Origin of the sequence: Sphingomonas sp. ERG5, from assembly GCF_000803065.1 — a bacterium.
GTDB lineage: Bacteria > Pseudomonadota > Alphaproteobacteria > Sphingomonadales > Sphingomonadaceae > Sphingomonas.
The window spans coordinates 1-13,804 of the sequence record NZ_JSXI01000011.1; the positions used below are offsets into that span (position 1 = coordinate 1).

9 protein-coding genes are annotated in these 13,804 nt (G+C 62.7%); 5 read left to right on the forward strand and 4 right to left on the reverse strand.

Annotation, left to right across the window (positions count from 1 at the left end; all coding sequences use genetic code 11):
• Window positions 1-410 precede the first annotated feature (410 nt).
• On the reverse strand, window positions 411-1,226 hold the full coding sequence (locus OO12_RS02495; protein WP_235364659.1) for a helix-turn-helix domain-containing protein: 816 nt from the start codon (window positions 1,224-1,226) through the stop codon (window positions 411-413).
• 547 nt (window positions 1,227-1,773) lie between these two features.
• Here OO12_RS02495 and OO12_RS02500 point away from each other — a divergent pair.
• A complete protein-coding gene (locus tag OO12_RS02500; RefSeq protein ID WP_034157066.1) occupies window positions 1,774-2,922 on the forward strand; it encodes a glycosyl hydrolase family 28-related protein in 1,149 nt (382 codons plus the stop codon).
• Window positions 2,923-3,438: 516 nt separating this feature from the next.
• Window positions 3,439-3,864 (forward strand): lysozyme inhibitor LprI family protein, encoded by a 426-nt coding sequence (locus OO12_RS27360; protein ID WP_160296716.1) that lies wholly within the window; start codon window positions 3,439-3,441, stop codon window positions 3,862-3,864.
• Between the two features lie 167 nt (window positions 3,865-4,031).
• Here the strand turns inward: OO12_RS27360 and OO12_RS26645 are convergent, their stop codons facing one another.
• From OO12_RS26645 to OO12_RS27850, 3 genes are all read right to left on the reverse strand, one after another.
• The gene (locus OO12_RS26645) at window positions 4,032-5,936 is read right to left on the reverse strand and encodes a C13 family peptidase (RefSeq protein ID WP_052215456.1); all 1,905 of its coding nucleotides are present in this window, start codon (window positions 5,934-5,936) and stop codon (window positions 4,032-4,034) included.
• Window positions 5,937-6,075: 139 nt separating this feature from the next.
• Entirely contained in the window at window positions 6,076-6,783 is a 708-nt protein-coding gene (locus OO12_RS02510; RefSeq protein ID WP_200887369.1) for a VC0807 family protein, read from the reverse strand.
• A 73-nt stretch (window positions 6,784-6,856) separates the two neighbouring features.
• Window positions 6,857-7,342, reverse strand: a complete 486-nt coding sequence (locus tag OO12_RS27850) for a hypothetical protein (RefSeq protein ID WP_152616229.1) — start codon at window positions 7,340-7,342, stop codon at window positions 6,857-6,859.
• Window positions 7,343-7,554: 212 nt separating this feature from the next.
• Between OO12_RS27850 and OO12_RS02515 the strand changes: the two genes are divergently transcribed.
• From OO12_RS02515 to OO12_RS02525, 3 genes are read left to right on the forward strand one after another with little or no spacing between them, the layout of a single operon-like run.
• Entirely contained in the window at window positions 7,555-7,974 is a 420-nt protein-coding gene (locus OO12_RS02515; protein ID WP_160296717.1) for a DUF1795 domain-containing protein, read from the forward strand.
• Window positions 7,971-12,482, forward strand: coding sequence for an RHS repeat-associated core domain-containing protein (locus tag OO12_RS02520; RefSeq protein ID WP_052215458.1), 4,512 nt, complete (start codon window positions 7,971-7,973; stop codon window positions 12,480-12,482). The genes OO12_RS02515 and OO12_RS02520 overlap by 4 nt, the downstream gene beginning before the upstream one ends.
• Window positions 12,483-12,491: 9 nt before the next feature.
• The gene (locus OO12_RS02525; protein ID WP_152616230.1) at window positions 12,492-13,076 is read left to right on the forward strand and encodes a hypothetical protein; all 585 of its coding nucleotides are present in this window, start codon (window positions 12,492-12,494) and stop codon (window positions 13,074-13,076) included.
• Window positions 13,077-13,804: the final 728 nt, after the last annotated feature.

The window sequence follows — 13,804 nt, forward strand, 5'->3', positions numbered from 1 at the left end:
CTGCCAAATCGGTCGGCAACTGAACCGGTTCGACAGGGTGTTCGCGTCGCTCACTTGTCATAGCAAAAAACCAATTTCCGAAGACTCAGCACCTGTATTCGATACGGCGATTCGGCGCTAAGACCCATTTGCCGTCATTCGCAGTTCAGTTTGAGCTTCCCGTCTCTGGACATTGGTTCATGTCGGATGAACGGCTGGATTCGGGCATGTGGCGATGACCGCCAAACAACCTGAGGTGCGCGGAAAGCGGATAGCCGCCTTGCAGCCTTCTCGCTTGCCGTAGCTGCACTTGCCGAGACGCCGCATGGAACATCATGCTTTTCCTTGAGGACGCTCCCCCGCTGCATCAATCCGCCAGCCGAGCTACCGTAAGATGCACCGGAGCACCCCGCCGATGCGTTGGCCTCGCGTCAGTCGATCCGCCTGAAATACGTTGTTTCCAGTTTCGGAAGATCTTTGCCCGGCCAGACGATCGTTTCCGTCATCGATTTTCGATCCGCGGCGACGGTATAGACACGGGTCGATAGCGGAGCGCCATCCTTTCCCAAGGTCATAACCAGCGCGTTCGGCGCCGGTTGGCGCAGCGCAACCGTATCGACGAAACCCATATTGCCGGCGATAGCTACAGGGACACCGTCCAGAGCGGCGGTCGATTCCGCGCGCTGGATGGAACCATCAGGCGCAACGATTTCGACGAGCGTTGTCCACTTCTGGTCCTTTGAAACGCGAAAGGTGATCGTCACTGCCCGTGGCCGCTCCACCTGGGGGATGCGGGAGACGTCGAGTGACCAGGTTCCGACCAGGGGCAGCTGCTTGTTTGTGCTGATTTTTATGGCCTGCGGTGTTGACCCTTGCTCGACCGAAGGTGCTAGCGTGAACATCATTGCGGCGGCGGCCGCAGACATCGCGATAAGCATGGCAATTAGTCCTTTCGACGTTTTGGCGCCCCGGGTTGCGGGCTGCAAGGCGCTGTCGCTCGCCGCCCCTTCCGCCGAAAGATCGATTTTTTTGTCCCAAATTTTTTGGGCGTCCAGGATGCGTGCCAGTTCTCTGCTGCTCCCCACGCCCGTTTTGCGTCGCGCATCACGAAGACGTTCGTTGATCGATGTTTCCGAGCGGCCAAGCCGATGCGCAATGGTCTTGACGGTATGACCGGCCGCCAGCAGCCGAAGAACTTCCAGTTCTCGATTGGTGAGGCCTGCAAACGGGCCAGGCAACCCTTCCATGGCGGACATCCCGGTTGCTCACCATAGACATTGCCGAAGGTCCATCACAATTTATTTGGACACCGTCGCAAAGCCGGTTCGAGAGGCTCGGAAGCCACATTTCTCCGTGCCGCAGAACGCTGGGTCTGGTGTCCGCGCAGCCGCGTGGACTTGGGGCAGCCTAGACGTCTAGACCCATACCCGGCCATTCGCATCGCCACTTCCGTTACCCGAGACCGGACGCTCGTTCACGCGTGGCCGCGCGGCTGGATCTGGGCGGTTAGCGGAATGGCAGCTTTCAGGCGAACAATGCGTAGTAGCGGACCTTCGTTCAGCTGGCTGCAGGACCTTCTCGTGTCGGTTGCCATTGCCGATCGGGTCCACTGAACGGCGCGGGCCAAGCCGTGCGCGGTGCGGTGTCCCACCGCGGACGAACATGCGCAATCAAATCGGCCTTTCCCTGGGCCTGCGCTCCTTCAAACTGGATCGGGCTTGCAATGTAGGAGTTATATTGTTCCCTGTTTGTTCGTTGGACATATCTCCAGCGCTCAATCAAGGTAACGACAAAATGATTTCAGTGCTTAATTATGGAGCCGTGGGCAACGGGATTGCGGATGATACGACCGCGATCAGGAATGCCATCGCCGCGGTCGGCGCTACGGGAGGAATGGTCTCCTTCCCGGCGGGAACCTATAAAATCTCGGGAACGCTGACAATCTCGTCGGCGAATGTGACGCTGGTCGGCGAAGGCATCGGGGCCACCCGAATTGTCTCAACAAGCACAACTGGAGACCTGATCAAATTTTTTGCCACACCCTCCTTCACAGGCGGTGGCGTGAAAGACATGACTCTTGATTTCAGTGGCACGGCAACAGCGGGCGCGGCGATCCGCATCGACGGGCAACGTTTGATTTCGCTCGAAAATCTTTGGATCCTCAGACCTTTCCAGGGGGTCGTCCTTGAGGGCGACAATCGCACCTGCCGACTGCGTAATGTCGATATCAGCGATCATCTCGGCAACGCTTTTACCGTCAACGGTGGGGGCAATCAGTACTTCGACAACTGTACCACGTACAACAATGTCGCCGGCGGCGGCACGGCCGCCTTCCTTGTCACGCAAGCCGAGGGAGTGTGGCTGGACAAGTGCGTTTCGCAAAGGGCGTCCTATGGTCTTCGGGTGACTCCTGCTGCAAGCCAGTATGTCCTCGATCTGTGGATCGACGCTTGTGACTTCGACAGTTCGATATCCGACGGGGTGGTCTTTGACAGCGGGGCAAGCGGGCGCATCACAACCGTCAACTGGAACGGCAGCCGCATCGGCTTCGGTAACGCGCGGGGCCTGGTCATCGACGGCAGCCACACGCAAAACCTGCAATTCTCCAATCTGCGCTCCGAGAAGAATCTCGGTCATGGAATGGTGATCGGCAATGTACTGGGCGCCCAGTTCGCCAATGCCAGCTTTTTAGGCAATGCGGCGCTTGGAGCGGCCAACACTTTCGGCGCCAACATCATCGGCGGAACGGGCGTCGTGTTCACCGGGGGCAGAAGCGGCGCCTATAGCGACGATGGCAACAATCAGAAGTACGGCATCGTCTTTGGGGCCACATTCACCGGTGACGCGCTCGTCTGCGGTACCGATCTTCGGGGAAACCAGACCGCAGGTGCCTTTAATGGCAGCGGTCCTGGCGTCCTGTTTCGCGATTGCCTGGGCTTCTAGCCAACGCCAGACGGGTTCCGTCTGCATGCGGCAATATCGCCGACTCTGAATGAATGGCCGCTCTCGCAGAATTCCTGCGAAAGCGGCCATTTCGAGATTGGCAGCTTCAAGCCATGCCATTTGCTTCACGCAAAAATACAGTCCGAGTCCGAAGGGCGCCCGCGTCAACCTTGCCTTGACAGAGCTATCACGTTCGCGGCCTCGCGACGAGGCTTCAAAAAGGTAAATCGTGCGTAATTTCCACCAGTTAAAGTACGTTTGTCGCGCGCAACGCTGGAATGGCCATTTTCGGGATGGGCGCTCACCAGTAGAGCAGATGAGTTTGGCGCGCTGCATCGTCCGGTTCTGTCAGCCCGAACGACAGCTTTTCCCAAGGCCGGACGTTCATCGCCGCCCGCTTGTATGACTGGCTCTGGTCGAATCCTGCCGAACGAGATGACCCACTTGCTGCCTTAACCCCAGAACTATAATATCGATCGACGGGAGGAGCAGCCGATGCTGATAGGAGCTTTTCTGATGCTCGTTCAGACGGCGGCCGCTCTACCGCCTGTCATCTGCGATGGACCTAGTGCCGAAGACGGACCGCGGTACGCGTGTCTCGCGGATGCTCACGCCAACAATGCTTGCATTCATCAGGCCGATGACGACGCGCGCCCATTCACCCTTTGTCTAGCCGAAGAATATGACGATGACATCGAACGCGAACTGGGTGTGCGGCTGGATGCCGCGTTCCGCCGGGGGTCGATATCCAGTGCGACCGGTACGCCACATCTTCGCATCGAACAGAAGCGATGGCAGCGCCAGCGCGAACGCGCCTGTCGGGCCGAGGCCGAGGCAGCACCGGTTCCCGAACAGGCACGTGCCGGGCTGACCTGCCGAGCCCGTCTTGCCGAGCCTCGTATTGCCTATCTAACTGAGCTTGCGAGCGGCGACCGACCGTAGATTTCTCCGATTTCTGCTTTCCACCCAATAGCCGCCGCTATGAAGTGGCCGACCAGCGGCTTTCGGGATAGCCAGTCAATTGCTCGAACGACCGCTATTAAGGCGCTCAGCCGCCCTCCGAGCCGCGTTGCCCGCCGTCCGGGATTCGGCAGAATTCCTTCCAGTCCTTAGCGTCCAGCGCTGCCTGCCTGCGTCCAGAACGCCTGCATGTTCCGGCCGACCGAGACCTGTGGCTCGGACGGGGTCAGGTGACCCTCAGCTTCCCAGCCTGCTACCGTGCGCCGCGCGGCCTCGAACGCGTCATGCAGCGAGACGCCTTGTGCCAGAGGTCCCTGCAGAAAGGCCTTGCCGAAATATGTCAGGGAACGCCTATCGTCGCACCCGAAGGAGCTACGGTCCTTCCGTGCCGCCGCGATTACGATCGTATCGTCATTCGCCAACGCGGGGATCCAGCTGCCCGAAAAACAGGCCGACACGATAATGATGCGCCGCCTGATCCCCGCGCGCGCCAGCGCATCGGCGACCGAGGTGGAAGAGATCGGCGTCAGTTCGTCATAGGTCGGAAGGGTGGTCGTGAGTTCGGCGTCGCCCGATCCGTGCGAGACCAGATAGACGAATGCTATGTCGCGGACGGGGTCGAGCCGGCGTCCAAGGCCGCGGGCTGCCGCCGCCATATTGTCCTGTGTTGCGAACGGCGCATGGAGGACATCAGCCACGCCATTGGAGAGCAGCACACCCCCGCGATACTCCCCGCCATAGCGCGTCGCGGCGACCCGCAGCGCAAGATGAGCCTCCCGTGAGAAGAGCTGTTGCTGCCCATCCCCGGCGACGGCGATGGCGTAGACATTGGATCGGCCGGGAATGCGCGGCGACAGGCCTTCAACCGCCTTCTCCACCAGCCCGGGCTGCGCCCCCCACAGGCGATCGACGGGAATGTCCCGCATCGCGTCGATGCTCTTCTCCGTCGCCTTTTCCTCGTCCGAAGGACCGAAGCCGAGCAGCGATCGTGCCTGCTCCGAGACGCGGTAGAAGGTCGGGTCCGCCTGGGAAAACCAGGCGGCGATGGCAATCGTGGCGATCAGGAAGCCGGTCGCAGCCCAGGTCCGTTTTGCGTTACTGTGCGAGAAGCGCAGCCAGACCGACAGGATCGCAACCACGATCATCGCGCTGGCCAGGACAGTGAAGAACTCATCCTCCAGGCCCTGCGGCACGACGAATTTGGCGAGCAGCCATTCTCCCTGGAAGACGATCGCGATCGCGAGGAAGACCGCGGCAAGCCCCAGCGTCGCGGAGCGTAGTCGCAGGACCCAGCCGGCTAGCAACGCGGCAAGGACGGGCGTGCCGGACAGGAAGAGAATCCTGCTGACCATGCCGCCGCGCTGGGGGAAGAGGATGGTGTCGACGATCGTGAGGAAGGCAAGGATCATCCACAACAAGGCTACCCGGCCAGGATTGGACCAGGCCGCGATCCCCCATCGGCGGAGCCGCGCTTTCTCTGCGCCAGCCTGGCCCGGATCGATCCGATCGGCGGCCACTTTGGCTCCCCTTATCGGCAGGCCACTCCGGACAAGCGTCTCTTCGAGGTCAGTCCATTGCGCGTCGGTAAAGCAGCGGCGCGGCAAGACGTGACAATTATAGTCACTGAGATAGATCAGATACCCTGATGGTTCCTGCCGCCAACTGTGGAAGTCGCGCCACGCCATGACGACCGAAACGGCCGCGCTGCGGAGGTCCAATCCCTCATCGGTCCAGCTCGTGCGACATTCCTCACGCAGGGTGCTCTGCTGCCGGAAGAGCCGCCGCGCTTGATATCCGGCAAAGGCGTATCCCAGAAGCACCAGCAGCAATAGGGGCACGACGATCGCCGCGCAGACGATCGAGGTTGATCGCGCCGCATCTGCCCATGTCGCGCCGTTCAACAGGTTGAGTGCGAACCAGCCTAGCCAAAAGATCGCGAAGACGAGCGCCTTATAGCCCAGGGCCCGGCGGGAGCCGGCGCGGTGTCCATATAGCACGCGATGAGCGACGACGACGTCCTGCTCGTTCAACGTATAGGAAATCGATCCCGACATTCAGCCTCCTGCCCGATCCGGCTACCGGGCAGAGGTTGACGAATCATCCCTCTGCTGAAGCTGGACCCGCTTCACTTTCTCGCCCGCCTTTCAAGCGCCCCCGTGCGACACCTTGCCGACTGACCGATTGGGCTGAGCGTTATCCGTTGCCGCTATCGAACTTTGGATCAACCGCCCGCTCTGCCGCCCGGCGTGCCTCACCGCGCCGCTTGGCGCGCCGGCCATAGAGGAAGGACCAAAGGCTGAGAGCGCCCATCGTGCCATAGCCAAGGACCGGATTGACGATCAGATATTCCCGGATGCTGAGGGTGAACACCAGCACGACCGATATTGCGACATCGGTGAGGAGGCCCAGCCCCCATACCAACGTCATAATCGTCATTGTCCGGCGAAATCCGGCATGGACCTGCAGCGCCTCAAACTGCTGCGCCTCGGCTTCGGACTTGCGCCGCATGCTCGCGCGCGCCAGTTGGTAGATCAGCGGCCTGCCGATCAGCGCCGAGCCGAGGAATGCCAGTCCGATCGCACCGGTGACAAGCTTTTCGCGCAGCTGGAGCCACTGGACACCGCCGCCGCCGAGCATCGCCAGCAATGACAGCGCGATACCGCTCACCACGAGCAGGGACAGAGCGTCGACCCGCCGGTGGCGCGCGAACTCGACCAGGCTCCACAAGATCGGCGGCACCGATGAGGCGAGCAACGCGCGCACCGCGCCCAGCGGCGCCTCGAGGTAATGGTAGATCGCAAACGGCAGAATGAAATTGACCAGGGCCTCGAAGAGAAGCCGAACGCCGTTCTTTCGCAGGTAGGCGGTGATTTGGACACTCACCCCTGGCTTCGCGTCCACCCATCACCTCCTGCCGGTTCGCACGGCATGATAGGGCGATGCGTGGAAGTCACAAGTTTGCGCGTCAGTCAGGTCAATCTGCTCCGCATTCGACTGAGTTAGCCGCGGCAAAGAAATCACAATGCATTTCTTCGATCATATACATACGTCCATCATCGATTGAAACAACTATGACCAAGCCCATCGTTACATGACCGTAAGAATTCCAGTCGAAAAACTCCTTAAAGGCCAAAATCGGAAAACCATCTGATCCAATCAGTGATTTAGACCAGGTTGTGTTGCCGTTATCGTGCCTCTCTCCAATCAGAACAGGGAGGTCGTAAATTCCATCTCTAGGGCATATCACTATTTCCTGAATATGATTATGCCGGTAATTTTCTATATCCAGATCTATTTTCAAATTATAAAGAACAATCGCACGCAATAGCTCCAACTCTATTCTATCTCTGGATAATTGAACATCCACTGACATTGGATCATCCGTGGTGCGCAAATAAGCATTCCAAACATGCGCAGCCGCATCTCGAAAGCAAAGCATCGTCTCTGTGATATTTTTCATTGCCGACTGTTTTCCTTCGAGCCCCGACGGGGTCGATCAGGGTAACACATGCATGTGCCGGCCATGCGTTCCGGCGACAATCGGGACAACACGTTGGAATCGATCGACCAATTAACGCGCTCTTGCCACCCGTCGGCGGAATGAGACTAGCCGAATCGTGACTTCCGACAGTACCAAGGTGGTTCTGTCGCACCTCACCAAGGATGCAGATGATGTATCGGATTGCCGAAGGATCTCTTACGCTGGCTTCCGAGTGGCGGGATCAGAGCATCAATGTGCTGCTGCCCAAGGATGCGGGCACACAGGGCACCAACCTCGTGATCGCCCGGGACAGCTTGCCGCTCGGCATGACGTTCCAGGATTATGTGATCCAGCAACGGCAGAATTTCAGCGCCCAGCTTGCCGGGTGCGAGATGATCGCCGACACCGCCGGTCGGATCGACGAGCGTGAGGCGCATTTCCTGGAACTGCGCTGGCGGAGCGACGGCAAGCCGATCCATCAGGTGATGGCGATGGTGCTGCACGAGGCGAGCGCCGTGCTGAACTTCACCGGATCGATCCCGGGTGAAGCCGATGACGAGACCCGCAACCTGCTGATCGCCGCGATCAAGTCCTTTACCTTTGCACCGTGACGGATACCCCGCTCACCGCTGACGACAAGCTGCGCGACCTGAGCGAGCGGACCGCGGCGTCGAGCAATGCCGGCACCGTCTCGGCGATCGCGACGACCGGGCATGTCGCCTCGGCCGGCATCTTCGCCGCCGGCGCCTATTCGGCCGCGGCGTCGGGCGGCATGACCGCGCTGAAATGCTTTGCGGGCCGGGTCGCGGCGCCGATCGCCGGCGCCATGGCCGGAGCGTGGCTCGCGGAAAAGGTCCATGCCGACGAAGGCGCGTTCTGGGTCGCGCAGCAGTTCGGCGCCAAGCGGCTGGCCGGGCCGGGCAAGGCGGCGGCGCATCTCACCCACCAGATCGCCCATAGCAACGCCTTTATCGGCCTGCTCGCCGGGATCGCCGCGGGCATTGTCGTCGGCGCGCTCGTCGCGGTCAGCGCGGCGGCGATCATCGGCACGGCGGGCATGGCGGCCCCGTTGGTGGGCGCGGCGGTCGCGTTCGGCGCCGGCGCGGTCGGCGGCTTTGTCGCCACCGCAGTCGCCGGCGCGGGCGCCAAGACGGCCACCCTGTCCGGCCCCATCGCCAGCGGCTCGCCCAATGTGTTCTTCCAGGGCAAGGCGGCCGCGCGCGTCACCGACATCGCCGCCTGCACCAAGCACCCCAGCTCGCCGCCGCCGCAGATCATCGAGGGCAGCGAGCAGGTCTTCATCAACGGCCTGCCGATGGCGCGCGTCGGCCATAAGCTGTCGTGCGACGCCGTGATCCAGGAAGGCTGTACGACCATCTTCGGCGACACCAGCACCGGCGCCTATGGCACGCCGGACGCGGAGCTGTCGGTGGCCGAGCAACTGTTGCTGTCCGCGGCCGAGGTCATCGGCATGCGTTCGGCGGTCCGCCAGGGCGGGCTGCTCGACGGACCGCTGCGCCGCCTGTTCGGCGAACCGGTCGATGTCGTCACCGGGGATTATGCCGACCAGCGGATCGACTTCGACTATCCGGGCCTGCTGCCATTGCGCCTGGAGCGCACCTATTCCGGCAAGATGCAGGTGGCGGGGGCGTTGGGATCGCGCTGGATTTGCAACTGGTCACAGCGGCTGCTGCTCGACGCCGAGGCCGGCACCGCCCTGCTTGAGGATGCGGGCGGACAGCGCCTGTTGTTCGCGATCGGGGACGCACGCCTGGTCGATGCACGGCATCTCAAGGCGCCCTATTACCATCTGACCGGCACGCGCGGCCAGTTGCGCCTGTATGACAGCCGGTCGCAGCAATTCCTGCTGTTCGCACCGGCACCGGATCCGGCGATACTCGAGCTGGCCGGGATCGAGGACCGTAACGGCAACCGCATCCTGTTCCATCGCAACGCGTCGGGTCACCTCACCACGATCCGCCACGCGGACGGCACGGTGTTCCGCGTCGAAACCACGCCGCATGGATGGCTGCGCACGCTGTGGATGGAGGGCGAGCACGAGCCAGTCCTGCGCTACGACTATGATGCGGACGGCCATCTGCTGCAGGTGATCGGCGCGTTCAGCGGCGAGTTCCACTATCGTTACACGCCCGAAGGCTGGCTGAGCGGGTGGCGCGACAGCGGACCGACGCACGTCGACATCGCCTATGATTCGGCCGGTCGCGTCGTCGGCACGCGGACTAGCGACGGCATGTTCAATGACCGTTTCCTCTACTTCCCGGAAGAGCGGCGCTCGCGTTATGTCGATGCGACCGGCGCGGTCACCAGCTTCAGCTACGACGCCAATGGCCTGGTCACCGAAGAGCTCGATCCGGTCGGTGCGCGTACGGTCAGCGAGTGGGACTCGCTCGAGCGACTCCAGCGCCGCATCGATCCCGCCGGCCGCGAGACCAAGTTCGCCTATGACGGCGACGGGCGGTTGATTGCGCTGACCGACTGGGCCGGACGGACCGCCAGCTGGCGCTATGATCGCTGGGGCGCGCTCGCCCGGTTCGAGGGGCCGGACGGCGCCAGCAGCTGGACGCGGGACGACCGGGGCAACATCACGGCATGGAAAGCCGCGGACGGCAGTTCGGGGACCGCCGACTATGACGCGCGGGGCGCACTGGTCCGCGACCAGTCGGTCGGATTGGGCGCGGTGGAGTGGGAGAATGACGCCGCCGGCCGCCCGGTCGCGCGCCATGATCCCGGCGACCGGGTCACGCGCACCGAATGGGACCGGATGGGACGCCTGCTCGCACTCACCGATCCGGCGGGGCGCGCCAGCATCTGGGCCTATCAGCGTTCCCCTGAGAATCCGCGCGGGGCGGTGAGCCGCGCCCGCGCGCCCGATGGCGGCGAAACCAGCTTCAGCTATGACCGCGAGGGGCAGCTCGCCGCCCGCGTCCGGGGCGACGGCCAGGCCTCACGCTTTGTCTATGGCGCCTTCAATACGCTGCGTCAGGTCATCGACCCGCTCGGCGCCACGACGCAGTTCAGCTATGACGGCGCCGGCCGCCTCGCCACCATCGCCGATCCGGCCGGCAAGCAATGGCAGTTCCGTTATGACCCCGCCGGCCGGCTGATTGCCCAGATCGACTGGGCGGGGCGCGAGACGCTCTATCAGCGCGACGTGCTTGGCCGCGTTCTCACCAAGCGGATGCCCGACGGGACCGAACAGCGCTTCGAATGGGATGCGCGCGACCGCATCGCGCGGGTGATCGCGGGCGATGACGCGATCTCCTACGACTATGACGAACAGGATCGGCTGGTCAGCGCCGGCACCTGGGTCCTGGTCGATGGCGTGCCGCAGCGCATTGCCGATGTCCTGCTCCGCTACGACGACAAGGGCCGCCTGATCGGCGAAGAGCAGAACGGCATCGCCGTCACCTATCGCTATGATGAGGCGGGGCGGTGTGTCGGCCGCGCCAGCCCGAGCGGCGAGACGGCGCTGGCGTTCGACGGTGCCGGGCTGCTCAAACGTTATGAGAGCAACGGCCATGCGTTGCGCTTCTCGCATGATGCGAGCGGGCTGGAGACGTTGCGTGAACTGGCCGCGATCGGCCTGCCGACGGCATTCCAGCTGCAGCAGCTTTATGATCCGGCGGGGCGGCTTGCCGAGCAGCGCGCGGGCGGCGTCAAGGCATTCGCGGCCGAGCGCCAGACGCCCGCTGCACTGCAACGCCGCTACGAATGGGATCGGGCGGGTCGCCTGGCGAGCGTCGTCGATACAGGCGGCGCCACCGCCGCCACGGGCGAGATCCGCTATCAGTATGACCTGCGCGACCAGGCCGTGGCGGTGGAGCGCCCGGGCGGCCGCGAGGCCTATCGCTACGATACGCTGATGAACCTCGCCGAAGGGCTGGCGGGCGAGCATCGCTATTGGCACGATTGCGTGATCGAGGCCGGCCCCAACCGCTTCCGCTATGACGCGCGCGGGCGGATGGTGGAGCGGGTGCAGACGCAGGACGGCTTCCGTCCGCAGCGCTGGCAGTATCTGTGGGACGGGTTCGACCGGCTGGTCGAGCTGAAGACGCCGGACGGCGCGCGCTGGCGCTACAGCTATGACGCGTTCGGCCGGCGCGTGGGCAAAATGTTGTTGAATGCGCCCGATCGCCGGCGTGTCGATTATGTCTGGCAGGGTGCGGCGCTGGCCGAGGCGTGGCACCGGCGTGACGGTGATGGCGACAGCGATGGCGATGGGGCCGGCGGCGCGAGCGAGCTGCGCATCGAGCGGTGGCATTTCGAACCGGACGGCGGACGCCCCCTCGCCAAGGAGCTGGTGCCCGCCGGCAAGAATGGCGCGCCGGACCCGATCGAAGCGGAATGGCTGCCGATCGTGGCTGACCAGATCGGCTCCCCGCACGCCCTGTTCGGCGCCGATGGCGAATGCCGCTGGCGCGCCGAGCCGCAATTATGGGGCCGCACCCGCGCGGCGCGCGACGTGCTGCGCGCGCGCGCCGGCCAGGACGAGGGTGACACCGACAGCGCCTCCTGCGCGTTGCGCTTTCCGGGCCAGTGGGAGGACGCCGAGAGCGGGCTGCACTATAACCTCAATCGTTATTACGACCCGGACACCGGCCAGTATCTGTCCCCCGATCCGATCGGGGTCGATGGCGGCCTGCGCACCCATGCCTATGTGCATGATCCGGTGGGCTGGATGGATCCGGAAGGGCTGACGGATGCGCCGGGCACCGTCACCTATCCCTTGCACCCGACGATTACGCCGCAGCAAGGCAGCTACTCCTCCGGTATCGCGCGCGCTTGGGCGCAGGAGCAGGCGCTGGTGCGCGAAACCGGGCGCGGAACGGTTAACTGGTCGCCCGCGCAGCAGGCGGAATTGCTGAAGACCGGCAAGGTCGGCGGCTATACCGGGCACCATATCAACAACGCCGCGACCGCCCCGGCCTGGGAGGGCGATCCGCGCAATATCCGCTTCCTTCCCAATGGCCGGCGAGGACTGCCAAACGACCATCTTTACAGTAAGCAGGGCCATCGTGGGAATTGGAAGAACAGCACCAGCGGGCGCCTGATCGATCGGATGGAGATGATCAAGCGCTTCAAGGCGGGATGTTTGTAGGAGGTAAGAGTGCAGTACGACGAAGCAATTCAACGTCTGGTGCGCGCGGGCGTCGAAGCGGAGACGCCGATCGCCGTGCAGACGCCCGATGCCGGCGAGTCATTTTACCGGACGGTCTTTGGCGACCCCTTGTCCGACGCGATAAAGGCGTCGGGTTATCCGGGCGGCGTCGAGCTGCCCTGGTCCGCCGAAGAACTGTATCTCTATGGCCTGGAGGAGCTGAACAAGCGTCAGGAGGGATACCGGCACGACGCGAACACGGGTGATGCCTCCAGCGGGTGGGACGAGGACCGTTACGTCATTGCCGACTGGGCGGCCAACCCGGTCAGCATCACCGGCGATGGGAGCATCAGCTATGCCCGCCATGGCGAAGGAAGCTGGTCCCATATCCGTATCGCCGCCGACCTGCCCGGCTTCTTCGCCATGCTGGCCGCCTGGCTCCACTATTTCGTCGTCGAGCATAACGGCAATCTGTTCGACGAGAATTTCGAGATCGCGGCGGCGACGCGCGACGATCTGCGCCGTCTCGTCGTGGCCGACACCGCCCCTGAGGATCGCGAGGCGGCGATCAATTTCCTGCTGGGAGAAATCTGAATTCCGAACCGCCGGGGCCCCCTCCCCGCTCTTCCGGAGCCGACCGGAACAACGAGGCATGGGCTGCGATATTCCCGCAGCGACGGGAAGTTCTGCGGGAAGCTGCTTTTTTGAGCGTTCTGCGGGACTCTGCGGGAAAAGCTGCGGGAATTTTGATGGAGCCGCACGGGAATTTTACGGCGCGCTTGCGGGAAAATCGGGAAATGGCGGCGGCGGGTTGGCGCGGGGGTGGATGAGCGGTCTTCAATGGTGGCCGGCGTCCGATCGGCCACCTGTTTTCACCTGATAATCGGCGGGGATTTTTTCTCACCCGATATGTTGGATTTTGGGCGGGATTTTCCGGTTATCTCTCAATGACTTGAACGGCATTCACCTGTTATCGAATAGCAGGTGAAAAACAGGCTGGGAACAGGTGGATAACAGGTCCTGTTTTCGCCGGACCAGGTGGGTGGAATGGCCGGTGTCCGCATGCTGTTTTTGCTGTTTTCGAGGCGGTAATTTTTTCGATGCTGTTAAGTTGGATTTTTGGCCGGAATTATAGGAGGGTTTTCAGCGACTTGCGAGCGAAAATGCTGTTATTGAATAACAGCATCATAACAGCATCATAACAGCACGGAACAGCAGCGGATTGGACGCTGTTCCACGCCGGGCGGCAGACGAGAATCTGCCTTGGATTTTTCGGTCATGTCAAAGAGCAGGGATCGGCTTTGGGTGGGCCGGTCCTGGCG